Here is a 25,107-nt window from a genome sequence, read left to right as displayed (position 1 = left end):
GAGGTGGAAGGTTATCAGTGCAGAGGTTCCTCGTATTTTTTACGGATCGCCATTAAAGCAGGCTGAATATCCAGAGGCGCATAGTTCATCGCCTGCTCAAACAGCTCCTTGTTCTCTTCCGAAAGACGCTCTTCCTCGCTCATGGCCGAGAGCTGCTTCATGGCTTCAATGAATTTGGGGTGTGGAGTGTTCTGACTCATGGGATGCTCCTCCGCGCTGTTGGGGCAGAGATCAAGTGCTCTGCACGCCTATTGTGCCCGTCAAGGCGCATCAGAACCAGCCCGCAGGGCGCTAAAAACCTTGCGGGCCAAGTCTCAGGCTACATCACCCGATTGGTGGTCAGGTACTTGGAAGCAGCGTCCGGTCCTGTACCATCGGCATAGAGGGTAACGCCCGAGCGCAGGCAGATCGACAGGTTTTGATGAGATGCCTCGGTTTCAGGCGGCAACAGATGGTTGACTGCAGCCTTCTCTTCAAGCAGCTCTGCTTCCGTAACCTTCATCATCTCGCGGCTCCAGTCTGATATGTCCAGACCACGTACAATCTGATACCGCCCGTAGTCACAACGCACCGGGAAAGAGTAGAAAATGCCCTTTTCGATGCTGTAACTGCCATCGCTCAGAATCCCCATACTGACGATTTCACCCGGTTGTGTTCCCAGCATCCAGTCATGCATGTGATCCACCACCGCCTGAGCAGCAGAGGCGGCACTGGACACGCCACGGGCCGCAATAATCTCGCCACCCCGTGTCTGGATCTTGGGGATGAACACTTCACGATACCACCGCTCGTCAATCTGCTCCATCACAGGCTCATCCAGTACTGTAGCCTGATGCAGATCGGGAAACTGGGTGGTGGAATGGTTGCCCCAGATCACCACACGGCTGATGTTGCGCGGGTTGGCACCGGTATGGTTGGCCAGTATTCCCTTGGCACGATTGTGGTCCAGTCGCGTCAGCGCCGTGAACTGGGATGGACTCAGCTTGGGCGCATTGCGACTGGCGATCAATGCATTGGTATTGGCCGGATTGCCAACGACCAGGACCTTGACGTCGCGGTTGGCATGATTATTCAACGCCTGACCCTGACGCGTGAAAATTTCTGCATTGGACTCCAGCAAGTCACTGCGCTCCATGCCTGGTCCCCTTGGACGGGCGCCGATCAGCAGTGCGTAGTGCACATTATCGAAACCGTCTTCCACGTTGTCATGCAGAGTGATGGTATGCAGCAACGGGTAGGCACAGTCCTCCAGCTCCATTGCAAGACCACGCAAGGCTTCCATACGATCAGGCATTTCAATCAGCTGGAGAATCACCGGCTGGTCCTTACCGAACATCTCGCCGCTGGCGATTTTGAATAACAAGTTGTTACTGATAGCACCGGCAGCGCCGGTAACGGCTATTCGGACAGGTCTGCGCATGATGACTCCCTCAAGTTGGTCTGCGAAGCGAAACGAATACGACTAAAGTCGTACCATTCAACGAATCGGCACACAACATGGCAAGTGAATCAGGCGGAATCAGGCAATCCCGAAATTGAACAAGCAACAAAAAAGAGGGAGTCACTTCCCTCAAGCCCGAGAGACCATCCATGGCTTGGGTATGCAAGCATGGGGTCGGAGAAACAGAGTGATGGGCCCCACGACGGGGGCCCGGAGGTCAGGCAATACCTACCGCTTTGATCTTTTCTTCGATCTCCGGCAGGATGCTTTCGTCATCGATCGTCGATGGCATTTTGTACTCTTCGCTGGCCGCAATCTTGCGCAAAATGGCACGCAGGATCTTGCCTGAGCGTGTTTTCGGCAGTCGCTGCACCACGACCGCACGGCGGAAACAGGCCAGTGCACCCACCTGTTCGCGCACCATCGCAACCAACTCACTTTCTAGCTGGTCTTCATCGATTTCGACGCCAGCCTTGAGCACAATCAGCCCCACTGGAACCTGCCCTTTGAGTTCATCCGCCATGCCAATAACGGCACACTCAGCAACCGCGGCATGAGCGGAGACCACCTCTTCCATCTCACCGGTTGACAGGCGATGACCTGACACGTTGATCACATCATCTGTCCGGCCGGTGATATAAACGTAGTTATCTTCATCCTTATAGCCACCATCACCGGTATGGTAGTAACCCGGAAATGCAGTCAGGTACGAGCTGACAAATCGATCATTGTTGTTCCAGATGCTCCAGGCAACGCCCGGCGGCAGCGGCAGCTTAATGCAGATGTTACCGGCTTCCATCGCCCCAACAGGCTCACCGTCGCCATCCAGTACCTGAATATCGTAGCCGGGAATCGGTTTGTTGGTAGATCCAAGGCGAGGCTCTGAGGGGGAATCCCAACCCATCATTGGCGCGGTCACCGGCCAACCGGTTTCAGTCTGCCACCAGTGGTCAACGACCGGCACTTTTAACAGATCATCCAGCCAGTAGTAGGTTGAGGAATCCAGTTTTTCGCCGGCCACAAAGATCCAGCGCAGACTGCTCAGATCGTATTTTTTGGCCAGATCACCTTGCGCATCTTCCTTGCGCACCGCACGGAAAGCCGTTGGCGCACAAAACATGGAGTTGACCTTGTACTCTTCAATGATGCGCCAAAAGGCACCGGCATCCGGTGTCTTGATCGGCTTGCCTTCATAGAAAATCGCACTGCAGCCACCCATCAGCGGGCCGTAGACGATGAACGAGTGTCCCACCACCCAGCCAATATCCGAAGCACCCCACCAGACATCACCGGCTTCCATGCCATAGACGTTGTTCAACGCGTAGCGCAGTGCAACGGCATAGCCACCATTGTCGCGAACGATCCCCTTGGGCTGACCGGTAGTACCGGATGTATAGAGAATATAGAGCGGATCGGAGCCCTTGACCGGCACGCATTCGGCCGGCTCTACACCTTCCTGTGCCTGATACCAGTCCAGATCACGACTGGGATCCATTTCAGCCTCCAGCATTGGACGCTGGCAGACCAGCGTGTGCGGGGGCCTATGGCTGGCCAGTTCAATTGCCTTATCGACTAACGGCTTGTATTCGATTTTTTTATCGAATTCAACACCGCAGGAGGCGGTCAGAATCACCTTGGGTTTGGCATCGTCAATGCGAATTGCCAGTTCATGCGGCGCAAAGCCGCCAAACACCACTGAGTGAACCGCTCCCAGACGAGCACATGCCAGCATGGCAACAGCGGCTTCAGGGATCATCGGCATGTAGATGACGACGGTATCACCCTTTTCAACACCCAAGTTTCGCAGGGTGCCAGCAAAACGACTGACACGTCCCTTCAGGTCGTTGAAGGTGATCGCTTCCTTGGTATCGGTGACAGGAGAGTCGTAGTAAAGCGCTACCTGATCCCCACGCCCCTGCTCCACTTGATGATCAACCGCCAGATAGCAGGTGTTCAGCTCGCCATCGGCGTACCAGCTGTGCGTACCCCAGTCGGTGGTGGTCAAAGTGGTTTGCGGTGCCTTGTACCAGGCAATATTTTTGGCCTGCTTTGCCCAGTAGGCCTCGGGGTTGGCGATAGACGCGCGGTATTGTTCGTTGTAATCCATGCTCCACCTCATTTTATTCTTGTTATCGTGCGCAGCACTTAACTTCAGAACCGAGTCAAGAGCCGCGCCGCAGACCGGAACCGGTCCGTCCGGCTTATTCGGCGTCCTGATAGAGTCGAATCAGGCTGGAGAAATCCAGCGCACCGTTACCGGCTGACTTGTGAAGGTTAAACAGTGCACGGGCTGCCGACCCCATCGGGGTAGCCGATGCACTCTGTTGACTAACTTCCATCGCCAGCCCCAAATCCTTGAACATCAAATCCACCATGAAGCCACCCTGGTAGTCACGCGAAGCTGGCACGCCATCCATCACACCCGGAACCGGGTTGTATACCTGAAGCGCCCAGTTGTTGCCGGAGCTCTGCTTCATGATGTCAGACAGCACCTTCGGATCCAGGCCGTTTTTCATGCCCATGTTCAAGGCTTCACACGTGCCGGCCATCAGAATGCCCAACAGCATGTTGTTACATACCTTGGCCACCTGGCCTGCGCCATGATCGCCGGCATGGAAGATGTTCTTGCCCATGCACTCAAGCACCGGTTTTGCCTGTGCAAACTGGGATTCGGACCCACCAACGATAAAGGTCAGCGTACCGGCCTGGGCACCGCCCACCCCACCGGAAACCGGTGCATCGATAAAGCCAATACCCTTGGCGGCACCGGCCGCGGCCACACGACGTGCCGTATCGGCATCGATGGTTGAGCTATCGATCACCAGCGTATTGCTGTCGATCAGATCAAACAGAGGTTGGTCGCCTGTTACAAAAAGCCCTTCAACATGCTTGCCGGCAGGCAGCATGGAAACGACAAAATCCACGCCTTTTACTGCGTCCTGAGCAGACCCGGCAGTCTGACAGCCCGCTTCCGCAGCCTGTGCCAGTGCCTGAGCGGACAGGTCAAACGCCTTGACGCTGTGACCCGCCTTGGCGAGATTGGCAGCCATTGGGCCGCCCATGTTACCCAGACCAATAAATGCGATTGTTGCCATAATGCTATTCCTTGTTTTTATTCTAAAAAGTCAAAGATGTGGATGATCGGTAATTACAGGTCTGCCAGTGGATGCTGCTGCCAGGGCGACTGAAACATACCCTCCAGAAACCGTGACTCAACCTCTTCAATGGAGGCAAAAGTCCAGTTCGGCTGTCCGTCCTTGTCGATCAGCAGCGCACGCACACCCTCCTGCAGCTCACGATGACGGCAGCACTGTACTGACAGGATCAGCTCATGCTGGAACACTTCCTTGAGTGACAGGTGGCGACAGCGGTGCAGCTGCTCGTGGATCATCTTGATGGACAGTGGACTGCCGTGACTGATCGCCTTCTGTGCCCGCTTGATCCACTTGTCGTCGGACTCAAGCGCCAGCAGTGATTCAACCATCTCCTCAACGGAGTCATGGTCGGTCACTTCACGGATCAGGGCTTCATGGGCACGTATCGGCGCTGGCATCGCTTCAAAGATTTCACTGCATTCCTCTTCCAGTTCACGCAGCACTCGGCTGACAACGCCTCCGGCATCTTCACCCCAGTGCTCGCTCTGCAACCGCTCAAGCATGCCGTCACGCATATCTGCACTCAGGGCACGGTCGGCCAACCCCAGAAACAGCGCATCGGCCGCGTTGATCGGGTTGCCAGTGAGGCCGAGGAAGAGGCCAGTCCTCCCGGGCATGCGGTTGAGAAACCAGCTGCCACCGACATCCGGATAGAGACCGATGGTCACTTCCGGCATGGCGAGGTGCGAGGTTTCGGTCACGACGCGGTGACTGCAGCCGTTCATCAGGCCCATGCCCCCCCCCATGACAATGCCGCTGCCCCAGCAAATCACAGGCTTAGGGTAAGTGTGCAGGGTATAGTCAAGGCGATACTCACGGGTAAAGAACTGCTCCGGGAAGTCGGTATCCTCGGCCACCATTGCCTTGTAGAGATTGACGATATCACCGCCGGCACAGAACGCCTTGTCGCCGGCACTGTCCAGCAGCACCGCGACCACATTGGCATCATCACGCCACTCGTCAAGTTTCGGCTGGATCAGATCGATCATGTCCAGCGTCAGTGCGTTCAGTGATTTCTCCGCATTGAGGCGAATCTCTCCGATGATCTGGCCATCTTTTGTCGCGTGTTCAGTAAAGAGTACACAGCTCATACTTGGGCTCCCTTGGCACCGACTCAGCGGTTTTTCCATTCGGCCTTGCGTTTTTCAAGAAACGCGTTGACCCCTTCACGTTGATCTTCGGTATGGAACAGGTCCACGAAGAGTTCACGCTCGATGATGTAGCCCTGATCCAGCGGACGACTGCGACCGGACTGAATCAGCGTCTTGCAGGCCGCTACTGCGGACGGGCTCTGCTCGCCTACCTGCTCGGCCAGATGCAAGGCACGCTCCAGTGCCTGCCCCTGCTCGACCACCTCTTCGACCAGTCCGATCTCAAGCGCCTTGTCAGCCTTCAGTCGCTCGCCGCAGAGGATCATGCGCTTGGCCCAGCCTTCACCCACCAGCCAGGTCAGGTTTTGGGTGCCGCCAGCACAGGGCAACAGACCGACTTTTGCTTCGGGCAGAGCCATCTGGGCTTGAGTTTCGGCAATGCGAATATCACAGGCCAGCGCCACTTCCAGACCACCGCCCATGGCAAAGCCGTTGATCGCTGCGATGGATACGCCACGGAAACGGCTCAGGGTTTCAAAGGCCTCACCAAACAGTCGCGCCATATCACGAGCCACGCTGCGATCGCCATCGGCGAACAGCTTAAGATCGGCGCCAGCTGAGAAGAATTTTTCACCCTCTCCGGTCAACACCAGACTCCAGATATCACGGTCTTCATTCAGCTCGCCAACAATGCGCACCAGCGCCTGCAGACTATCGGCGGTCCAGGTATTGGCCGGCGGATTGTTCATGGTCAGCAGCGCAACATGGCCACGCTTTTCAACTCGAATCAGTTCAGACATTACCCTGTTCTCCTTATGCTGGACTTGTCAGTAGGGCTTAGAGCTCGGCAGCACCTTCCGCCAGTACGCGGCGGGAGATGATCAGACGCATCACTTCGTTAGTACCTTCCAGGATACGGTGCACACGGGTATCACGCAGATAACGCTCCAGCGGATACTCCTTGATGTAACCGTTGCCGCCATACAACTGCAGCGCTTCATCACAGATGTTGTAACACACATCCGTGGCGAAACGCTTGGCCATGGCACAATAGGTCGTAGCATCAGGATGCCCCTTATCCAGCTTACTGGCCGCCAGACGCACCATTTGACGTGCCGCGATCAGCTCGGTCTGCATATCGGCAATGCGGAACTGCAGCGCTTGAAAGTCAGCCAAACGCTTGCCAAACTGCTTGCGCTCCAGCATGTATTCGGTGGCCTTGTTCAGCGCCTGCTGAGCGGTACCGACGGAGCAGGTCGCGATGTTGATACGACCACCGTCCAGTCCCTTCATGGCGATTTTGAAGCCGTCACCTTCCTTGCTGAGCAGGTTCTCGGCCGGAACATGCACGTCTTCGAAGGTGATCATGCGGGTTGGCTGGCAATTCCAGCCCATCTTGTCTTCCTTGCGCCCGTAGCTGATACCGTCGCTTTTGGCATCAACCGCGAAAGCGGAAATGCCGGAGGCACCCTCGTCTCCGGTACGCGCCATCACCACCAGCACATCCGTGCTGCCGGCACCGGAGATGAAAATTTTGCTGCCATTGAGTACATAGTGATCGCCGTCAAGGCGGGCCGTGGTTTTCAGGGACGCCGCATCGGAGCCGGCATTGGGTTCGGTCAAACAATAGGAACCCAACATCTGGCCGGTCGCCAGCCCCTCGCCCCACTGTTCGATCACGGCAGGGCCACCGAAACTGGCGACCATCCAGCTCACCATGTTATGGATCGTGATGTAAGCGGTGGTGGAAGTGCACCCCATGGCCAGCTGTTCGAAAATGATACTGGCATCCAGCCGGCTAAGGCCCAGGCCACCCACCTCTTCGGGGGTATAGAGAGAGCAGAAACCCAACTCGCCAGCCTTTTGCAGCACCTCGATCGGAAAAATCGCCTCCTGATCCCACTCGGCTGCGTTGGGTTCCAGTTCATTCTGTGCGAACGCCCGCGCCATGTCGGCAAAGGCGATCTGGTCTTCGTTCAGTTCAAAATCCATTCCATACCTCGGACGCACTCTGTTTATTGTTATGGTCACGGCGACCGGATCAATGATGCCTGCGCCGCCATGACTCGGTTATTGCAACAGCGTGTTCTGTTAGCCTCGCATTATTTCAACTGGATCGTCATGTTCGGGCCTGACGCGATGTCATCCTCGAACCAGCGAGCGGTCACTGTCTTGGTTTCGGTGTAAAACTTCACTGCCTGCTTGCCGTAAGCATGCTGATCACCGTAGAACGACTTACGCCAGCCGGTGAAGGAGAACATCGGCAGAGGCACGGGTACCGGTACGTTGATGCCCACCTGACCCACCTTGATCTCGTGCTGGTACTTGCGAGCCGCCGCGCCGGACGACGTGAAGATAGAGGTGCCGTTGCCGTACGGGTTTTCGTTGATCAGTGCGATCGCTTCCTCAATCGTATCCACTTCCAGTGCGATCAGTACCGGACCAAAGATTTCTTCCTGGTAGATCGACATGTCACGGCTCACGTTGCGGAACATGGTCGGACCAACCCAGTTGCCATCAGGATAGCCTTCCACCACACACTCGCTACCATCCAGAATGCAGTCCGCGCCAGCATCCTTGCCTTCCTGAATCAGTCGCAACACACGCTCACGCGCCTGCGGATTGATCAATGGGCCATAACCGGCTTCGGGATCATTCCAGGCACCCGGGCGCACTTTTGCCAGCGCATCACGCACTTCCGGAATCCATTCACGAGCTTCACCCACGAATACCGCTACGGAGATGGCCATGCAACGCTGACCACCGGCACCGACGGACGCGCCCGCGATGTTATTGATCACCTGGTTCTTGGAGGCGTCGGGCATTACTACCATGTGGTTCTTGGCACCGGCGAAGGCCTGTACACGCTTCATGTGGTCGGTACCGGTGCGGTAGATGTGCTCACCCACGGTCACGGAGCCAACAAAGGAGATCGCCGGGGTATCCTTGTGGGTGAGAAGTTGATTCACCACATCCTTGGTACCGTGTACGATCTGCAGCAGGCCTTCAGGGGCACCCGCCTGTTGGAACAGCTCAGCAAGGCGCATCGGCGTCAGCGGGTCTTGCTCGGAAGGTTTGAGCACGAACGTGTTGCCGCAGGCGATTGCCATCGGGAACATCCACAGCGGAATCATCGCCGGGAAGTTGAACGGCGTAATGCCGACACATACACCCAGCGGCTGGGTGATGCTGTAGCAATCGATCTTGCGAGCAACGTTTTCGACAGTCTCACCCATGCTCAGAGACGCGATGTTGCACGCGTGCTCAACTACCTCGATACCGCGCCACACATCACCTTTGGCGTCTTCAAAGGTCTTGCCGGTTTCTTGAGCCAGCAGTTCAGCCAGTTCATCGTGATGCTCTTTCAGCAGATGCTGGTAGCGCAGCATAAGACGGGCACGGTCACCAACGGAGGTTTCCTTCCAGGTCTCGAATGCAGTCTTGGCGGCTTCGATGGCGCGCTCAACCTCTTCGGGAGTCGCACAGGGAACCTGCGCCAGCACTTCCTGAGTCGCGGGATTGGTGACCGGCAGCCACTGGCTGGTTTCACTCTGGACAAATTCGCCACCGATCAGGAGTGGTACATGCTGAGTCATTCGTTTCACCTTCACTGTCAGATTTATTGTTGTTATCTGTTCAGAAAGCAGCCAAACCACCTTCTGTTTACGTTAACGTTAATTCCTTGTCCATTTTGTAACACAGCCCGAAGGTCCTCAGGATTGATAATGTTGCTCACATGATGGACTATATTGTTGCCAAGTAAGGGTTTTCACTAAAGCATATAAAACCAAAGACTAAGGATTTCATGAGCACCCCATCCAGCTGGCCCCTGCCCCCGGAAAGCATCCGTTTCGTCCTGCCCCGGCAGATGGTTTCGAAACTAGCGACACACCCACTCAGCGAGCAGTTGTATCCGCTTGGGATCGGTTATTACCAGCTCGCACGGGGACACGAAATGCGCCGTGAACAGCATGATGACTTTCTGCTGATCTACTGTCTTGAGGGCAGCGGACGCGTCGAGTACGGCACCGACCGCAAACGCCGAATCATTCGTGCCGGGGACCTGCTGGTGCTGCCACGTGGCACGCCTCATCATTACTGGACCGACCAGCGCGACCCCTGGAGTATCTACTGGATCCATTTCGATGGCGCGCTCTCCCAGGCGTTCATTGATCAACTGGCGCTGGACCCCGGCTCCCCCTTGCTGCCACTGGGGATCCATTCACGATTGGTATCGGATTTTGAAGCCTTGCTGGACACACGCCAGGCACGTCACCATCTGGCGTCTTACCTGCACAGCGCCAATCAAATGCGCCAGCTAATGACACATATTGCGCTGTTACGCCCTCTGGCGCGGCAACAGCAGGAGGAGTCGCTTGATCTGGAGAAAATTCACAGCTTGATGCAGGCGCGGCTGCATGAACAGATCGATGTAGATACCCTGGCAGCCGCCGTCAGCTTGTCCAAATATCACTTCATCAAGAAGTACAAGGCATTGACCGGTACGACTCCGATTAACCATTTCATTCAGCTCAAGATTGAACGAGCCTGCCACTTGCTGGATGTAACCAACAAGGGCATCAAAGAGATTGCATGGGCGGTAGGGTATGAAGATGCCTATTATTTCTCACGCATTTTCAGAAAAATGATGGGGATTTCTCCCAGTCAGTACCGTGCGATACGACTGGGGCGTTCATCGTACGTTGGCTGAACAGCCTTCACAGCATCGGGGGTCGTCATAAAGCACAACCTGATTCTTGCCTCCATGCTTTGCCGCGTAGAGGGCCGAGTCAGCACGAGCGACCAGGTCCACAAGACTGGTCGCATCTCGCGGATAGAGGGAGACACCAATACTGGCTGTCAGATCCAGTGTTTTCAGCGCGTCGGGCAAACTTACGCGAGCAATGCCGTGACAAAGCTTCTGCATCAGGCTTTTCATGCCATCGGCATCAGTATCAGGACACACCAGCACAAATTCCTCCCCGCCCCAGCGGAACAGAACATCCGAGCGTCGGGTAAACTCATCGATATAGGCAGCAACATGCTGGAGCACTTGATCACCGGCCAAATGCCCATGCAGATCATTGATCTGTTTGAAGTCATCCAGATCGACCAGAGCCAATCCCAGTGGCCGACGCTGACGCCGCATTAGTGCTATCTGCTGCTCGGCCAAACCTTCACCACGACGCCGATTGAACAGCCCCGTCAAGACATCGTAGTCGGCCTGCTTCTGCAGCTCCAGCTCCTGCATTTTGAGATCGGTCAGGTTGAACACCATTCCGATCACACGGACAGGTTTGCCCTGCTCGTCACGCTCGCGTACCTGGCCACAGTCTCGCACCCACAAGTAGTGTCCGTTGCGGTTCTTGAGCCTGTATTCCGCCTCAAACAGATGACGCCGTCCCTGCAGGTGTTCTTCAAGAATGCTCAGCACAAGGGGGGCATCTTCCGGGTGGATGTTACTTTTCCAGCTTTCCAGCCGCGGCTGCATCTCATCCGGGCCATAGCCCAGCAAACGCTTGAGATTGGGGCTGAAATACAGCTGCCCACTGTCCACCTGCCAGTCCCACACGCCATCTGCCACATCATGAAGGCCCTGCCACACATTTTGCGGCGCCTGTTGTACCAGACAGAACTGCTGCATCCGATTGCTGATATCGCGCGCAACAGAAATAAACACTTCACGTCCATCGACCTGATCAATCGAAACACGAATTTCAACCGGCAATTCATAGCCATCAGAACAGATATGATGGCCTATAAACACAAACGAGCCATGCTCCCGTGCACTTGCAACAATCTTGTGCCAGTGATCCATACCTGTCACATCTCGCTGCAGGGTCAGTACCGAATGGCCCAGCACCTGCTCCCGGCTATAACCCAGATCAGTACAGGCCGCACGGTTGCAGCCGATGATCTCCGAGGTTTCGGAATCGACAATATAGACGGCGTCGGGAAGGTGTTCGTACAGTTGTGCCAAATCCATAAAAGGCTCCTGGCTCCGGATCATCCTGTCATACCGGAGCGGTCAATCAATCCATAATATTGAGACCATTCCTGTTGTGAAGCATTGCCTGCGCCTATCGCTCCGCCCCCTGATCCTGCGCAAGTTTCTGACACTTTTTGCCTTCATCGGCAGGTGACAAATCCCAGCCCTGCAGATGCTTCAGGATCAGTTTTTCCAATGCGTCGATGTGAGTCGGTTCTGCATTCAACGCAGGGATGTATTCATAGCGCTCGCCACCAGACTCCATGAAGTACTCCCGGTTCTCCTGTCCGATCTCTTCGATGGTTTCCAGACAATCGGCCGAGAAGCCGGGGCAGATCACCTGTACCGATTTGACTCCCTGTTGTGGAAAGCCCTTCAACGTTTCATCCGTATAGGGTTTGAGCCACTCTTCTCGACCAAAACGTGACTGAAACGTGGTCATCCAACTGCCGGGCTCCAGCCCAAGCCGCTCGGCAAGCAAACGACTAGTCTTGTGGCACTCGCAGAAGTAGGGATCGCCCTGCAGAAGATAGCGCTTGGGTATACCGTGGTAGGACATTAACAGACGGTCAGCCCGACCATGACGCTTCCAGTGCGCCTCAACCGAAGCCGCCAACGCATCGATATAGGCTGCTTCATCATGATAGTGATTCACCATCCTCAATTCCGGTAACCATCGACGGGTACGAAAATCCTCGGCAACAGCATCAAAGGTTGAAGCTGTAGTGGCACCGGAGTACTGCGGGTAAAGAGGTAACACCAGCAGACGCCTCACACCGGCCTGTTGCATGCGCTCTATCACGCTGGTAATGGAAGGATTTCCATACCGCATGGCGAATTCAATCATGACATTTTCGCCAAAACGATGGTGCATTCGTTCCTGCAGTGCTGCCGTCTGCGCCTGTGTATGCAGCAGCAGCGGAGACCCCTGGTCGGTCCAGACCTCTTTATAGGCTGCGGCCGAACGGCGCGGTCTGATGTTCAGAATGACGCCATTGAGAATACACCACCAGATCGGTCGTGGCACTTCAACCACACGAGGGTCCCAGAGAAACTCTTTCAGATATCGCCTCAAGGCCTTGGGTGTAGGCTCATCCGGTGTCCCCAGGTTGGTGACCAGCACCCCGGTCAATTCTTTCTGGTCGTGACTGAAGCCCTTTACTCCGCGATAGCCCATTACAGCTCCCTGAATAACAAAAGCCCTGATGCTTTGCGATCAGGGCAAATAGACGAGACTTGATGTCACGTGATCCTAGTTGATACGTTGCCTCACGCCAAGCGGATCACCGCTGAAGAGTGGCAACAAAAAACGCCCGCCGGGGGCATCTCCGACGGGCGAATCGCTCGACACTCTCGACTTAGCCGAAATTGCGTTTCCACATTTTCTGCAACTCGCCAACGATACCGCTGCGGAACGCCAGCACACAGATTACGAAAATGAAGCCCATGATAATATGTACATAGTTCCCCAACTCACCACCGGACAGGTAGTTCTGCATGGTCACGATCACACCGGCACCGACAACCGGACCCAGAATGGTGCCGACACCACCTACCAGCGTCATCAGTACCACCTCACCGGACATGTGCCAGTGCACATCGGTCAGTGACGCCAGCTGAAATACCAGAGTCTTGGTCGAACCGGCCAGACCGGCCAGTGCGGCTGAAATGGTAAAGGCAACCCATTTGTAGTCATTGACGTTGTAGCCCAGGGAAACAGCACGCGCTTCATTCTCACGAATCGCTTTCAGCACCTGGCCAAAAGGCGAATGGATGGTGCGATGAATCACCCAGAAACCAATCAGAAACACGGCCAGTACGAAATAATACATGTTCATGTTGTCGGACAGATCAATGAATCCGAACAGATTTCCACGCGGTACCCCCTGCATACCATCCTCGCCACCGGTAAACGGCGCCTGCAGGTATATAAAGAAGACCAGCTGTGCCAATGCCAGTGTCACCATGGCGAAGTAGATCCCCTCACGCTTCACCGACAATTTGCCGAATACCGCCCCCAAGGCACCTGCCGCAACAGTTCCCAAGATGATCGCCAGCTCAGGCGTCATGCCGGAGTTCATCATCAGCCAGCCTGTAATATACCCCCCCGTACCCAGAAAGGCAGCATGACCGAATGACAGCAGCCCTACATACCCCAGCATCAGGTTGAACGCACAGGCAAAGAGCGCAAAACAGAGCAGCTTGGCCAGAAATACCGGGTAGAGGAAAAAGGGAGCCACTACCGCCAGCACCAGAAGTGCTACATAGAGTTTGTTTACTTTCATCATAACCCCCTCAGGCTTCCTTACCGAACAGACCGGCCGGTTTCACCAGCAATACAACCACCATGACCAGAAAGATGACGGTATTGGACGCTTCCGGGTAAAAATACTTGGTCAAGCCTTCGATGACCCCCATGCCGAGACCCGTCAGTATTGCACCACCAATGGAGCCCATACCGCCGATCACCACAATGGCGAACACCACAATCAGAATGTTGGAACCCATATCCGGTGACACGGAGTAGATCGGGGCAGCCATGACACCGGCAAGGCCGGCCAGACCCACACCGAAGCCAAAGGTCAGTGTCACAATCAAGGGAACGTTAATACCAAATGCCTGCATCAACTGCGGGTTCTCGGTACCGGCACGCAGATAGGCGCCCAGTTTGGTTTTCTCAATCATCCACCAGGTCAGGCCACAGACCACGACCGAGGCACAGATAATCCAGAGACGATAGTCCGGCAAATACATGAATGGCAGCTTGGTACCCCCACGCAATGAGTCAGGAATGGTATATGACATACCTGAGGAGCCGTAGAGATGGGTAAACAGCCCCTGCAGAATCATCGCAACCCCAAAGGTCAGCAGCAGACTGTAAAGATGATCTTCATTGGCAATGGGACGGATCAAAAACCGCTCCATCAAGATACCGACAAAGCCAACCACCAGCGGCACTATCACCAGTGCAGCCCAATAGTTGATGCCGAAGTAGTTTAGCGCCATCCAGGCAGCAAAGGCACCCAACATGTACATGGCACCCTGAGCAAAATTGATGATCTTGAGCAGACCAAAGATGATTGCCAGCCCCAGGCTGAGCAGAGCATAGAATGACCCGTTGATCAGACCGACCAGCAGCTGGCCGAAAAGACCAAAGAGATTGATACCGAGAAATGTCGCCATAGCCTTGTCCCGTTCTCACCTGCCTGATCCTGCGGCCAGAAGCAGCCGTCAGGCTGCCCTGCCGCCCGATTCAGGGCAGCAGGGCAGAGTTGTTGCAGGGTTTAACTCTTATTGTTATTTGAAGTCGCACTCAGGCAGTACCGGAGCAAAAGCCTGATCACCCGGGATCACACTGATGACCTTGAAGATATCATCGTTATCACTGCGCTCCTCAGGCTTCTTGATTTCAACATAGTACATGTCGTGAACCATGCGACCATCGCTGCGCAGCGTTGCATTGCGGGAGAAAAAGTCATCCGGCTTCATCTCTTTCATTTTCTTGATAACGGCATCGGACTCATCCGTACCGGCAGCTTCAATCGCCTTGAAGTAGTGCATCGCCATGGAGTAGGCACCAGCGTGGCCCATGGCCGGAATGGAACCATGACGCTCCTTGAAGCGCTTGCTCCAGGCACGGGTTTCATCATCGTAATCCCAGTAGAAACCGGTGGTGGTTCGCATGCCACCCGCTACAGTCGGATCCATCGCTTGGGCGTTTGGCGTAAATACCAGCAGACCGGCCACATCTACCATTTGCGTCAGACCAAATTCGGCCGCCGCTTTCAGCGAGTTCACCGTATCGTTACCTGCGTTGGCCAGCGCCACTACGTCAGCTCCGGAAGACTGCGCCTGAAGGATATAGGAAGAGAAATCAGTCGTAGACAGAGGCGCACGGGCCGACCCGACCACTTCACCGCCATTATCGGCGATAACCTTCGACGCCACCTTCTCCAGTGCATGACCGAAGGCATAGTCCGCAGTGATGAAGAACCACTTTTTCTTGCCGCTATCGACCATCGGTTTGACCGTACCGTTGGCCAGTGCCTGGACGTTATAGGTCCAGTGTACGTTGTAGGGTGAGCAGTGTGAGGTGGTGGGTGCGTTGGAGGCCGCCGTGGAGATCATGGCGATCCTCTTGGCATCAGTGGTCACTTTGGTCGCCGCGAGTACCACCGAAGAGGCCACCAGACCGCCTACGGCATCCACCTGCTCATTCTCGAGCCATTTGCGCACGATGGCAGAGCCCACATCCGGCTTGAGCTGATCATCGGCGCTGACGATTTCAATCGGCGCACCCAGAACGCTGCCACCGAAGTCCTCGGCTGCCATCTTGATCGCGGTCACACAGCCTTCGCCACAGATATCCGCATACACACCGCCCATGTCAGCCAGCACACCGATCTTGACCTTGCCATCAGAGACATTGGCCATGGCAGCTGAAGACGCAAAAGCGGCAACGGACGCAGCGAGAAGGGTCTTTTTCATCATTTTCATCGTTACTCTCCTGTCGAGCATTGTTATTTTTATTTCTCAGTTAAGGGATCAAACCCCAAGATAGGTGTTCAGGAGCTCTGTTTTGGCTTCAAGCTCATTGGCTTGAATTTCCTCAACGATATGACCGTGTTCCATAACGTAGTGACGGTCGGCGATGGGGGCAGCAAAACGGAAGTTTTGCTCCACCAGCAGGATGGTCAAGCCTCGCTCCTTAAGCTTGACCAGTACCTCACCCAGCTTCTGCACGATTACCGGGGCAAGGCCTTCGGTAATCTCATCCAGCAACAGAATATTGGCACCCGAGCGCAAAATACGCGCCAGAGCCAGCATCTGCTGCTCCCCGCCAGAAAGGCGGGTCCCCTGACTGTATCGACGTTCGTACAGATTGGGGAACATTTCGTACAACTCTTCAACACTCATGCCATCGGAGCGCACTGCCGGCGGCAGCAAAAGATTCTCTTCCACGTTAAGGCTGGAAAAGATGCCCCGCTCTTCAGGGCAATAACCCAGCCCAAGGTGTGCAATCTTGTGCGCTGGCATATTGAGGGTTTCATTCCCATTGATATTGATCGAACCGGTACGGCGTCCCACCATATTCATAATGGCACGCAAGGTGGTACTGCGTCCGGCACCGTTTCGACCCAGCAGCGTAACCAATTCGCCCTGCATGATATTCATGTCGATGCCATGCAGAATATGGGATTCACCATAAAAGGCGTGCAGGTCATCGATGCGCAATTTCTCGCCATAAGTACTCATGCCCGAGTCTCCTCTGCCGCTGCCGCATCCTTGGCTGCCTGTTCGTTGGCTCGATCCTGTTCCTCACTGGCAGCCGTACCCATATAGGCCTCTCGAACACGCGGATCAGCCGAAACAGTCGCGTAATCACCTTCCGTAAGAATGGCACCGCGCTGAAGCACCGTGATTCTGTCCGCAAGTTTGGAGACAACATGAAGGTTATGCTCAACCATCAGAATGGTTCGACCTTCAGATACTTTCTTGATGAGGTCGGCGACCAGCCCCACATCTTCATGGCCCATACCCTGAGTCGGCTCATCAAGCAACATTAACTCAGGTTCAAGCGCCAGCGTGGTAGCAATTTCCAGGGCGCGCTTGCGACCATAGGAAAGATCAACCGTTTGTGCGTCCGCAAACTCCGCCAACCCGACAGAATCAAGCAGCTCAACTGCTCGATCATTGAGCTTGTTGAGTACATTTTGGGAGCGCCAGAAATGAAAGCTATTGCCTTCCTTGCGCTGCAGCGCAATACGCACATTCTCCAGTACCGTAAGGTGTGGAAACACCGCGGATATCTGAAATGAGCGCACCACACCCGCACGAGCGATGGCAGCCGGTCTCATGGACGTGATGTCACGGCCATTGAATAGAATCTGACCCGTTGTGGGGATCAAAAACTTGGTTAGCAGGTTAAAAACTGTAGTCTTACCGGCTCCGTTGGGGCCGATAAGGGCGTGTATGTTTCCGCGTGTCACCTGAAGGTTGACGTCATCTACCGCGGTGAAACCCTTAAACTCTTTTACAAGGTTACGAGTTTCGAGAACGTAGTCTGCACTCATGTGTAAACCAAGCCTCTTTGTTGTTTTTATGCTGGCTTTCGCACTAGGCGTCGGATTCTTACTTGAACGTAAGGTATGGACGCAAACTAGCAATTTACCTTAGGGGAATACAATTACTACTTTAGTCTAAACAAGCAGTTCGAATACAGATAAAACTACAACATATATCAATATTTTCAATAGGTTAACCATAAAGCTCTGTACACATTGCGCAATAAAATTAATTTCTCGACACTTTACGTTAACGTAAACTTCATTTAGCCTGCATATACACGATAAGCAACAGGATTCAGAGCCACATGAGTAGGACCTACTCCATCAGCGAACTGGCCAGCGAATTTGATGTAACAACTCGCAGCATCCGCTTCTATGAAGACCAGAGGTTGCTGCACCCAACACGTCGTGGACAGACGCGCATTTACAGCAGTAAGGATCGGGTAAGGCTGAAACTGATTCTGCGCGGCAAGCGCCTTGGGTTCTCTCTTGCCGAGACCAGGGAGCTGTTTGATCTCTGGGATGAAACACTCAGCGGCAGCGAGAAACAGCTCAACTTGATGCTCAAGACCATCACGACCAAACGTGCGGAACTGGAGCAACAGCTGAATGACATTGCAATGGTACAGCTTGAACTGGACAGCGCAGAAACCCGCTGCCGCGAAGCACTAACCGAACTACAACAAAAAAAGATGACGACCGAGTGACTGGATCACGGCATCATAATCAAAGGTGGACATAATGATCTCTGCATATTCTGAACTGAACTTTGGACTGGGCGAAACCATCGACATGCTGCGCGAACAGATCAACAGTTTCGCCGCTCAGGAAATTGCTCCCCGTGCCGAAGCGATTGACCACGAAAACCTGTTCCCGAACGATCTCTGGCGCAAGTTTGGCGACATGGGTCTGCTTGGGATTACGGTAAAGGAAGAATGGGGTGGCGTTGAGATGGGCTACCTGGCCCATGTTATTGCCATGGAAGAGATCAGCCGTGCTTCCGCCTCCGTTGGCCTGTCTTACGGTGCTCATTCCAACCTGTGCGTCAACCAGATTCACCGCAACGGTAACGATGAGCAGCGCGCCAAATATCTACCCAAACTGATCAGCGGTGAACATATCGGGGCCCTGGCGATGTCCGAGCCCAACGCGGGTTCCGATGTGGTGTCGATGAAACTCACCGCGCGCGATGCCGGTGACCATTATGTGCTTAACGGCAACAAAATGTGGATCACCAACGGCCCCGATGCCAACGTCTATGTGATCTACGCCAAGACCGACCCGGCTGCCGGCCCCAAGGGTATCACCGCCTTTATTGTTGAGCGTGATACCGAAGGTTTCACCCAGGCACAGAAGCTGGACAAGCTGGGCATGCGCGGCTCCAACACCTGCGAGCTGGTATTCCAGGACGCCAAGGTACCCAAGGAAAACATCCTCGGTGAATTGAACGGCGGCGTTAAGGTGCTGATGAGCGGGCTGGACTACGAGCGTCTGGTACTGTCCGGTGGCCCGCTGGGCATCATGCAGGCGGCGATGGACATCGTGGTGCCTTATATCCGCGATCGCAAGCAGTTCGGTCAGGCCATCGGCGAGTTTGAGCTGGTACAGGGCAAGGTGGCTGACATGTATACCCAAATGAACGCTGCCAAATCCTACGTTTATATGGTGGCCCAGTCTGCCGACCGCGGCGAAACCACCCGCAAGGATGCCGCCGGAGCCATTCTCTACTCAGCCGAAATGGCTACCAAGGTGGCACTGGATGCCATCCAGCTGCTGGGCGGCAACGGCTACATCAATGAATTCCCGACTGGTCGTCTGCTGCGCGATGCCAAGCTGTACGAGATTGGTGCCGGCACCTCCGAGATTCGCCGCATGCTGATTGGCCGTGAGCTGTTCCTCAACAAATAAGCTTTCCTCAACCAACAAGAATAATCGACACCGTCCGGGCAGCCCGTCTGCCCGGCAAAACGGGGAGCGACCTGATGACTCAATTGCACAGTAAAGTTAACCCACGCTCGGACGAGTTCCGTGCCAATCACGACGCCATGGCGGCAGCCATCACCGACCTGCGCGACAAGGTATCCATGATTGAACAGGGAGGCGGCCCTAAAAACCAGGAACGCCACCTGTCACGCGGCAAGCTGCTGCCCCGCGAGCGTATCAACACCCTGATCGACGAAGGTTCACCCTTCCTTGAGCTGTCTCAGCTGGCCGGTTACAACGTGTATGAGGAAGAGGTACCGGCCGCCGGTATCATTACCGGTATCGGTCGCGTCAGCGGTGTGGAATGCATGATCATCGCCAACGACGCCACGGTAAAGGGCGGCACCTATTACCCGGTCACGGTGAAAAAACACCTGCGCGCTCAGGAAATCGCCGAACAGAACCACCTGCCCTGCATCTATCTGGTTGACTCCGGTGGTGCCAACCTGCCCCGTCAGGATGACGTGTTTCCGGATCGTGATCACTTCGGTCGCATCTTCTTCAATCAGGCCCGCATGTCCTCCAAGGGCATTCCGCAAATCGCGGTAGTAATGGGCCTGTGTACCGCCGGTGGCGCCTACGTTCCTGCCATGGCGGATGAATCGATCATCGTGCGCAACCAGGGCACCATCTTTCTGGCCGGCCCTCCTCTGGTGAAAGCCGCGACCGGTGAAGTGGTCAGTGCCGAGGACCTGGGTGGCGCTGATGTGCACTGCAAGGTCTCCGGTGTTGCCGACCATTACGCTGAAAATGATCAACACGCGCTGCAGATCGCCCGCGATTGTGTAAAAAACCTCAACCACCGCAAGCAGCTGAGTGATCTCAACCTGCGCAAGCCCGTCGCCCCACTCTACTCCGCAGACGAGCTCTATGGCGTTGTCGGCACCGACCTGCGCAAACCCTACGATGTGCGTGAAGTCATTGCCCGCATCGTGGATGGCTCCGAATTTGATGAGTTCAAGAAATACTATGGCACAACGCTGGTGACCGGTTTTGCTCATATCCATGGCTACCCGGTTGGCATCGTCGCCAACAACGGCATTCTGTTCGGTGACTCAGCGCAGAAAGGCGCCCACTTCATCGAGCTCTGCTGCCAGCGCAAAATTCCTCTGCTGTTCCTGCAAAACATTACCGGCTTCATGGTAGGGCAGAAGGCTGAGTCCGAAGGTATCGCCAAACACGGTGCCAAGATGGTAACAGCCGTTGCCTGTGCCAATGTGCCCAAGCTCACCGTACTGATCGGTGGCAGTTTCGGTGCCGGCAACTACGGCATGTGCGGACGCGCCTACAGCCCCAACTTCCTCTGGATGTGGCCCAACGCCCGTATCTCGGTCATGGGCGGCGAGCAGGCCGCCGGTGTGCTGGCAACCGTTAAGCGTGACGGCATGGAACGCAGCGGCGAAACCTGGTCAGCGGATGAAGAGAAGGCATTCAAGAAACCGATCATCGACACCTATGAGCACCAGGGCCATCCCTATTACGCCAGTGCCCGCCTCTGGGATGACGGCGTCATCGATCCGGCCCAGACGCGTGACGTGATCGGCATGGGACTTTCAGCAGCATTGAACAAGCCGATTGACGACACCCGTTTCGGCGTCTTCCGCATGTAACCGGTCGAGACATAATAAGGAAAGCGCTATGGACAATAACAATAACGCCGTATTGCTGCAGATCTCAGACCAGGGGGTTGCAACCCTGACGCTGAACCGGCCAGAGGTACACAACGCCTTTGACGACAGCATCATTGCGGCCCTGATCGAGGCACTGGAATCCACTGACCGGAGTCCCGAGGTACGGGTACTGGTACTGCGATCCAATGGCCGCAATTTTTCTGCTGGAGCTGATCTGGGCTGGATGAAACGGATGGCGCAGAACAGCCATCAGGAAAATCTTGAGGATGCTGGCCAGCTGGCCCGACTGATGGAAGTGCTGAATAATCACAGTAAACCCACCATCGGGCTGGTTCAGGGCGCCGCTTACGGCGGTGCCGTTGGGCTTGCCGCCTGCTGCGATATCGTCATCGCCACTGAGCAGAGCTCGTTTTGCCTCAGCGAAGTCAAAATCGGCCTGATCCCGGCCGTGATTAGCCCCTATGTGGTGCGGGCTTTGGGCGAGCGGCTGTCCCGCCGCTACTTCCTCACCGCTGAACCCTTCAGCGCCAAAATCGCGGCTGACGCCGGACTGGTGCATCAGGTTGTGCCCCACGCCGATCTGCTCGATGAAGCCTGCAGCCGCTTCATTGCCCAGCTGCGCCGCAACAGCCCTCAGGCGATGCATGCCGCAAAAGAACTGATTTTTGCCGTCAGCCAGAAAACCATTGACCAGTCGGTCATCGATGACACGGCCTGCCGCATTGCCGATATCCGTGTCAGCGCAGAGGGTCAGGAAGGGCTTAGCGCCTTCCTCGACAAACGCACACCGAACTGGATCGAGGATTAATTTGCCATGTTTAACAAGATTCTGATTGCCAATCGCGGCGAGATCGCCTGCCGAGTGATTCAGACCGCCCACCGCCTCGGCATCCGTTGTGTTGCCGTCTATTCGGAAGCGGACCGTCATGCGCGCCATGTTGCCATGGCGGACGAAGCCTTCCTCCTGGGCCCGGCCGCGAGCAGTGAAAGCTATCTGCGTGCCGACAAAATCATCGAGATCGCCAAATCCAGCGGTGCTCAGGCCATTCATCCGGGTTACGGTTTTCTGTCCGAGAACACCGACTTCGCCAAGGCCTGTGAAGCCAATGATATCGTCTTTATCGGTCCGCCCGCCTCTGCCATCGCTGCCATGGGCTCCAAATCTGCCGCCAAGGCGATAATGCAGGATGCCGGTGTTCCTCTGGTACCGGGTTACCACGGCGACGACCAGTCTCCGGAGCTTCTGCGTGTCGAAGCCAAGAAATGCGGCTTCCCGCTGCTGTTGAAAGCGGTCGCCGGTGGTGGCGGCAAAGGCATGCGCGTGGTTGAGGCAATGAGCGAATTCGACGATGCCTTGGCCGCTGCCCAGCGCGAAGCGAAAAACGCGTTTGGCAACCCGGACATGTTGATCGAGAAATACCTGACCCAGCCCCGCCACGTCGAGATTCAGGTGTTCTGTGACAGTAAAGGCAACGGTGTGTACCTTGCCGAACGTGACTGCTCTGTTCAGCGCCGTCACCAGAAGGTACTGGAAGAGGCACCCGCTCCGGGACTCAGCCCCGAGACCCGCAAAGCAATGGGTGAAGCCGCCGTACGCGCCGCCCAAGCGATCGACTACGTGGGTGCCGGTACTGTCGAGTTCCTGTATGACGTGGATGGCTCCTTCTACTTTATGGAGATGAATACGCGTCTGCAGGTCGAACATCCTGTCACCGAGATGATAACCGCTCAGGACCTGGTGGAATGGCAGCTGCGTGTTGCCAATGGCGAGCCGCTGCCGTTGCAGCAGGATCAGATAAAGCTGCGGGGTCATGCCCTGGAAGCCCGTATCTACGCCGAAGACCCGGACCATGACTTCCTGCCGGCCACCGGCACCCTGCGTTACTTGCGCACTCCGGATGAAAATGCCCACGTGCGTGTGGATACCGGTGTGGTCGAGGGTGACGAGGTCAGCATCCACTACGACCCGATGATTGCCAAACTGATCGTATGGGATGACAGTCGCGAACGCGCCATCAACCGTATGGTGCAGGCGCTGGAGGAGTATCGGATCGGCGGCGTCAAGACCAACATCCGCTTCCTGCATGCACTGGCCGACTCGGCGCCCTTCCGCAACGAAGAGCTGGATACCGGCTTTATCGGCAAGCATGAAGCCCTGCTGTTCCCGCCTGCACGTCTGGACGAGAACCTGGGACTGGTACTGAGTGCCTGCTTCTTCCTGTTGCGCAACAAGGCTGAACAGACCCTGCCCGCGGACCCCTTCTCACCCTTTGCGCGTCAAAACAGCTGGCGTTTGAATTCACGCTATGCACGACCAATGAACCTGCTCAGCGATGATGTTCAGCACAGTCTGAGCATTCTGGAACAGGACGATCATTACGAAATCCGCATTGGTGACAGCTGCTACGACGTCCGCGCCAGCCTTGACGATGATCGCCTGCAGGCGACCGTAAACGGTCATCGCTTCAGCATCTGTGGCGATCTGCATCAGGATCAGCTGGCGCTGTTCCATGAAGGTGAAACCTTCCACTGTGCGTTGCACCGTGAGCAGTTCGGTCTCGAAGATCAGGCCAGTGAAGGCGGACTTCAGGCACCCATGAACGGCTCGGTGGTTGCGGTGATGGTGAAGGCCGGTGATCGCGTCAAATCGGGCCAGACACTGGTGATCATGGAGGCAATGAAGATGGAACACGCAATCAAGGCGCCGGCTGATGGCAGCGTCAGTGAGGTGTTCTTTGCCGAGGGTGATCTGGTGTCGGAAGGTGCAGAGCTGATCGCACTTGAACTCGACTCAGAGGAGGCCGCCTGATGGCATTCCCGCAACAGGTCCGCATCGTCGAGATGGCACCACGGGACGGCCTACAGAATGAGCCGGGACCGGTGATCGCCACCGAGGTCAAGGTTGAATTGATCAACCGGCTCAGTGCCACCGGCCTGATCCATATCGAAGCCGCCAGTTTTGTCTCTCCCAAGTGGGTACCACAGATGGGTGATGCCAGCGCGGTCATGGCGGGCATTCAGCGCAAGCCCGGTGTCACCTATTCGGCCCTGGCCCCCAACCTGAAGGGGCTGGAAGGCGCCATCGCCGCCGGCGTTGAGGAGGTTGCGGTATTCAGCGCAGCCTCCGAGGCCTTTACGCAGAAGAACATCAACTGCTCCATCGCCGAAAGTCTTGAGCGCTTTGCCCCGTTGATTGAACAGGCGCGGAGCGAAGGAATTCGCGTGCGTGGCTATGTTTCAACCGTACTGGGCTGCCCCTATCAGGGCGATATTGACCCGGTCCAGGTGGCCCGGGTCAGCCGTGACCTGATCGACATGGGCTGCTACGAGATTTCGCTGGGTGACACCATCGGTACGGGCACGCCACTCAAGGCCAAGCGGATGCTGGAAGCGGTCACAAAAGTTGTCCCGATCAGCCAGTTGGCCGCGCATTTCCACGATACCTACGGTCAGGCACTGGCCAATCTGTATGCGGTGCTGGAAGAAGGCATCGCCGTGATCGACAGCTCCACTGCAGGCCTCGGAGGATGCCCCTACGCCAGAGGCGCATCCGGCAATGTGGCAACCGAAGATGTGCTCTATCTGCTGCAGGGGTTGGGCATTGATACTGGCGTAGACCTTCAGGCTGTGGTCAATACCGGTCACTGGATTACACAGCAGTTGGGACGTCACAACGGTTCCAAGGTTGCACAAGCGATGGGCGACTGCACCCCAAGGTCAGCCGCATCACAATAACAGGAGGATAAACA

General features: G+C 55.7%; 22 protein-coding genes. 7 read left to right on the top strand and 15 right to left on the bottom strand.

Features of this window, described 5'->3' with window-relative positions:
* Positions 1 to 14: 14 nt before the first annotated feature.
* The 8 genes from CFI10_RS08400 to CFI10_RS08365 all read right to left on the bottom strand — a co-directional run bounded on the left by CFI10_RS08400 (position 15) and on the right by CFI10_RS08365 (position 9,283).
* Positions 15 to 200: a hypothetical protein gene (locus CFI10_RS08400; protein WP_091827026.1), complete on the bottom strand. Its 186-nt coding sequence runs from the start codon at positions 198 to 200 to the stop codon at positions 15 to 17.
* A 119-nt stretch (positions 201 to 319) separates the two neighbouring features.
* Entirely contained in the window at positions 320 to 1,420 is a 1,101-nt protein-coding gene (locus tag CFI10_RS08395; RefSeq protein ID WP_206841308.1) for a malate dehydrogenase, read from the bottom strand.
* Between the two features lie 238 nt (positions 1,421 to 1,658).
* Positions 1,659 to 3,548: a propionyl-CoA synthetase gene (locus CFI10_RS08390; RefSeq protein ID WP_206841306.1), complete on the bottom strand. Its 1,890-nt coding sequence runs from the start codon at positions 3,546 to 3,548 to the stop codon at positions 1,659 to 1,661.
* 94 nt (positions 3,549 to 3,642) lie between these two features.
* On the bottom strand, positions 3,643 to 4,536 hold the full coding sequence (mmsB, locus tag CFI10_RS08385; RefSeq protein ID WP_206841304.1) for a 3-hydroxyisobutyrate dehydrogenase: 894 nt from the start codon (positions 4,534 to 4,536) through the stop codon (positions 3,643 to 3,645).
* A 53-nt stretch (positions 4,537 to 4,589) separates the two neighbouring features.
* Entirely contained in the window at positions 4,590 to 5,687 is a 1,098-nt protein-coding gene (locus CFI10_RS08380) for an enoyl-CoA hydratase/isomerase family protein (protein ID WP_091827022.1), read from the bottom strand.
* Between the two features lie 23 nt (positions 5,688 to 5,710).
* A complete protein-coding gene (locus CFI10_RS08375) occupies positions 5,711 to 6,487 on the bottom strand; it encodes an enoyl-CoA hydratase (RefSeq protein WP_091827021.1) in 777 nt (258 codons plus the stop codon).
* Between the two features lie 37 nt (positions 6,488 to 6,524).
* A complete protein-coding gene (locus CFI10_RS08370; protein ID WP_206841301.1) occupies positions 6,525 to 7,679 on the bottom strand; it encodes an acyl-CoA dehydrogenase family protein in 1,155 nt (384 codons plus the stop codon).
* A gap of 110 nt (positions 7,680 to 7,789) precedes the next feature.
* Positions 7,790 to 9,283: a CoA-acylating methylmalonate-semialdehyde dehydrogenase gene (locus tag CFI10_RS08365; RefSeq protein ID WP_206841299.1), complete on the bottom strand. Its 1,494-nt coding sequence runs from the start codon at positions 9,281 to 9,283 to the stop codon at positions 7,790 to 7,792.
* Positions 9,284 to 9,492: 209 nt separating this feature from the next.
* On the opposite strand from CFI10_RS08365, the gene CFI10_RS08360 reads away from it, so the two are divergent.
* On the top strand, positions 9,493 to 10,398 hold the full coding sequence (locus CFI10_RS08360; RefSeq protein ID WP_206841295.1) for an AraC family transcriptional regulator: 906 nt from the start codon (positions 9,493 to 9,495) through the stop codon (positions 10,396 to 10,398).
* Here the strand turns inward: CFI10_RS08360 and CFI10_RS08355 are convergent.
* From CFI10_RS08355 to CFI10_RS08325, 7 genes are all read right to left on the bottom strand, one after another.
* Positions 10,381 to 11,673, bottom strand: a complete 1,293-nt coding sequence (locus CFI10_RS08355) for a sensor domain-containing diguanylate cyclase (RefSeq protein WP_206841292.1) — start codon at positions 11,671 to 11,673, stop codon at positions 10,381 to 10,383. The genes CFI10_RS08360 and CFI10_RS08355 overlap by 18 nt on opposite strands.
* Positions 11,674 to 11,767: 94 nt before the next feature.
* Positions 11,768 to 12,853, bottom strand: a complete 1,086-nt coding sequence (gene hemH / locus CFI10_RS08350; protein WP_206841289.1) for a ferrochelatase — start codon at positions 12,851 to 12,853, stop codon at positions 11,768 to 11,770.
* Positions 12,854 to 13,034: 181 nt separating this feature from the next.
* Entirely contained in the window at positions 13,035 to 13,961 is a 927-nt protein-coding gene (locus CFI10_RS08345; RefSeq protein ID WP_091827039.1) for a branched-chain amino acid ABC transporter permease, read from the bottom strand.
* Positions 13,962 to 13,971: 10 nt separating this feature from the next.
* Positions 13,972 to 14,859 (bottom strand): branched-chain amino acid ABC transporter permease, encoded by an 888-nt coding sequence (locus tag CFI10_RS08340; protein WP_206841287.1) that lies wholly within the window; start codon positions 14,857 to 14,859, stop codon positions 13,972 to 13,974.
* A 114-nt stretch (positions 14,860 to 14,973) separates the two neighbouring features.
* Entirely contained in the window at positions 14,974 to 16,173 is a 1,200-nt protein-coding gene (locus tag CFI10_RS08335) for an ABC transporter substrate-binding protein (RefSeq protein WP_206841284.1), read from the bottom strand.
* 48 nt (positions 16,174 to 16,221) lie between these two features.
* Complete coding sequence (locus CFI10_RS08330) at positions 16,222 to 16,932, bottom strand: ABC transporter ATP-binding protein (protein WP_206841281.1); 711 nt, start codon at positions 16,930 to 16,932, stop codon at positions 16,222 to 16,224.
* The gene (locus tag CFI10_RS08325; protein ID WP_206841277.1) at positions 16,929 to 17,750 is read right to left on the bottom strand and encodes an ABC transporter ATP-binding protein; all 822 of its coding nucleotides are present in this window, start codon (positions 17,748 to 17,750) and stop codon (positions 16,929 to 16,931) included. Before CFI10_RS08325 ends, CFI10_RS08330 begins: the two co-directional genes overlap by 4 nt.
* Positions 17,751 to 18,049: 299 nt before the next feature.
* On the opposite strand from CFI10_RS08325, the gene CFI10_RS08320 reads away from it, so the two are divergent.
* The 6 genes from CFI10_RS08320 to CFI10_RS08295 all read left to right on the top strand — a co-directional run bounded on the left by CFI10_RS08320 (position 18,050) and on the right by CFI10_RS08295 (position 25,093).
* The gene (locus CFI10_RS08320) at positions 18,050 to 18,451 is read left to right on the top strand and encodes a MerR family transcriptional regulator (RefSeq protein ID WP_206841274.1); all 402 of its coding nucleotides are present in this window, start codon (positions 18,050 to 18,052) and stop codon (positions 18,449 to 18,451) included.
* Positions 18,452 to 18,485: 34 nt separating this feature from the next.
* Positions 18,486 to 19,652, top strand: coding sequence for an isovaleryl-CoA dehydrogenase (locus tag CFI10_RS08315; RefSeq protein ID WP_091827010.1), 1,167 nt, complete (start codon positions 18,486 to 18,488; stop codon positions 19,650 to 19,652).
* Between the two features lie 74 nt (positions 19,653 to 19,726).
* On the top strand, positions 19,727 to 21,337 hold the full coding sequence (locus CFI10_RS08310; RefSeq protein WP_206841272.1) for a carboxyl transferase domain-containing protein: 1,611 nt from the start codon (positions 19,727 to 19,729) through the stop codon (positions 21,335 to 21,337).
* A gap of 28 nt (positions 21,338 to 21,365) precedes the next feature.
* Positions 21,366 to 22,166: an enoyl-CoA hydratase/isomerase family protein gene (locus CFI10_RS08305; protein WP_091827008.1), complete on the top strand. Its 801-nt coding sequence runs from the start codon at positions 21,366 to 21,368 to the stop codon at positions 22,164 to 22,166.
* A 6-nt stretch (positions 22,167 to 22,172) separates the two neighbouring features.
* Entirely contained in the window at positions 22,173 to 24,167 is a 1,995-nt protein-coding gene (locus CFI10_RS08300; RefSeq protein ID WP_206841270.1) for an acetyl/propionyl/methylcrotonyl-CoA carboxylase subunit alpha, read from the top strand.
* Positions 24,167 to 25,093, top strand: coding sequence for a hydroxymethylglutaryl-CoA lyase (locus tag CFI10_RS08295; protein WP_206841267.1), 927 nt, complete (start codon positions 24,167 to 24,169; stop codon positions 25,091 to 25,093). Before CFI10_RS08300 ends, CFI10_RS08295 begins: the two co-directional genes overlap by 1 nt.
* Positions 25,094 to 25,107: the final 14 nt, after the last annotated feature.

The organism is Marinobacterium iners, from assembly GCF_017310015.1.
Classification (GTDB): domain Bacteria; phylum Pseudomonadota; class Gammaproteobacteria; order Pseudomonadales; family Balneatricaceae; genus Marinobacterium; species Marinobacterium iners.
Note: the sequence above shows the minus strand (reverse complement) of the source record. Positions and strands in the feature narration are given on the sequence as shown.

What these genes read in the sequence shown, in the direction of transcription:
- CFI10_RS08375 (WP_091827021.1), bottom strand. Translation starts at nt 6,487, where the DNA reads ATGTCTGAACTGATTCGAGTTGAAAAGCGTGGCCATGTTGCGCTGCTG.
- mmsB (WP_206841304.1), bottom strand. Translation starts at nt 4,536, where the DNA reads ATGGCAACAATCGCATTTATTGGTCTGGGTAACATGGGCGGCCCAATG.
- CFI10_RS08305 (WP_091827008.1), top strand. Translation starts at nt 21,366, where the DNA reads ATGGACAATAACAATAACGCCGTATTGCTGCAGATCTCAGACCAGGGG.
- CFI10_RS08380 (WP_091827022.1), bottom strand. Translation starts at nt 5,687, where the DNA reads ATGAGCTGTGTACTCTTTACTGAACACGCGACAAAAGATGGCCAGATC.
- hemH (WP_206841289.1), bottom strand. Translation starts at nt 12,853, where the DNA reads ATGGGCTATCGCGGAGTAAAGGGCTTCAGTCACGACCAGAAAGAATTG.
- CFI10_RS08310 (WP_206841272.1), top strand. Translation starts at nt 19,727, where the DNA reads ATGACTCAATTGCACAGTAAAGTTAACCCACGCTCGGACGAGTTCCGT.
- CFI10_RS08330 (WP_206841281.1), bottom strand. Translation starts at nt 16,932, where the DNA reads ATGAGTACTTATGGCGAGAAATTGCGCATCGATGACCTGCACGCCTTT.
- CFI10_RS08355 (WP_206841292.1), bottom strand. Translation starts at nt 11,673, where the DNA reads ATGGATTTGGCACAACTGTACGAACACCTTCCCGACGCCGTCTATATT.
- CFI10_RS08395 (WP_206841308.1), bottom strand. Translation starts at nt 1,420, where the DNA reads ATGCGCAGACCTGTCCGAATAGCCGTTACCGGCGCTGCCGGTGCTATC.
- CFI10_RS08390 (WP_206841306.1), bottom strand. Translation starts at nt 3,548, where the DNA reads ATGGATTACAACGAACAATACCGCGCGTCTATCGCCAACCCCGAGGCC.
- CFI10_RS08345 (WP_091827039.1), bottom strand. Translation starts at nt 13,961, where the DNA reads ATGAAAGTAAACAAACTCTATGTAGCACTTCTGGTGCTGGCGGTAGTG.
- CFI10_RS08335 (WP_206841284.1), bottom strand. Translation starts at nt 16,173, where the DNA reads ATGAAAATGATGAAAAAGACCCTTCTCGCTGCGTCCGTTGCCGCTTTT.
- CFI10_RS08315 (WP_091827010.1), top strand. Translation starts at nt 18,486, where the DNA reads ATGATCTCTGCATATTCTGAACTGAACTTTGGACTGGGCGAAACCATC.
- CFI10_RS08340 (WP_206841287.1), bottom strand. Translation starts at nt 14,859, where the DNA reads ATGGCGACATTTCTCGGTATCAATCTCTTTGGTCTTTTCGGCCAGCTG.
- CFI10_RS08300 (WP_206841270.1), top strand. Translation starts at nt 22,173, where the DNA reads ATGTTTAACAAGATTCTGATTGCCAATCGCGGCGAGATCGCCTGCCGA.
- CFI10_RS08325 (WP_206841277.1), bottom strand. Translation starts at nt 17,750, where the DNA reads ATGAGTGCAGACTACGTTCTCGAAACTCGTAACCTTGTAAAAGAGTTT.
- CFI10_RS08360 (WP_206841295.1), top strand. Translation starts at nt 9,493, where the DNA reads ATGAGCACCCCATCCAGCTGGCCCCTGCCCCCGGAAAGCATCCGTTTC.
- CFI10_RS08370 (WP_206841301.1), bottom strand. Translation starts at nt 7,679, where the DNA reads ATGGATTTTGAACTGAACGAAGACCAGATCGCCTTTGCCGACATGGCG.
- CFI10_RS08295 (WP_206841267.1), top strand. Translation starts at nt 24,167, where the DNA reads ATGGCATTCCCGCAACAGGTCCGCATCGTCGAGATGGCACCACGGGAC.
- CFI10_RS08400 (WP_091827026.1), bottom strand. Translation starts at nt 200, where the DNA reads ATGAGTCAGAACACTCCACACCCCAAATTCATTGAAGCCATGAAGCAG.
- CFI10_RS08365 (WP_206841299.1), bottom strand. Translation starts at nt 9,283, where the DNA reads ATGACTCAGCATGTACCACTCCTGATCGGTGGCGAATTTGTCCAGAGT.
- CFI10_RS08320 (WP_206841274.1), top strand. Translation starts at nt 18,050, where the DNA reads ATGAGTAGGACCTACTCCATCAGCGAACTGGCCAGCGAATTTGATGTA.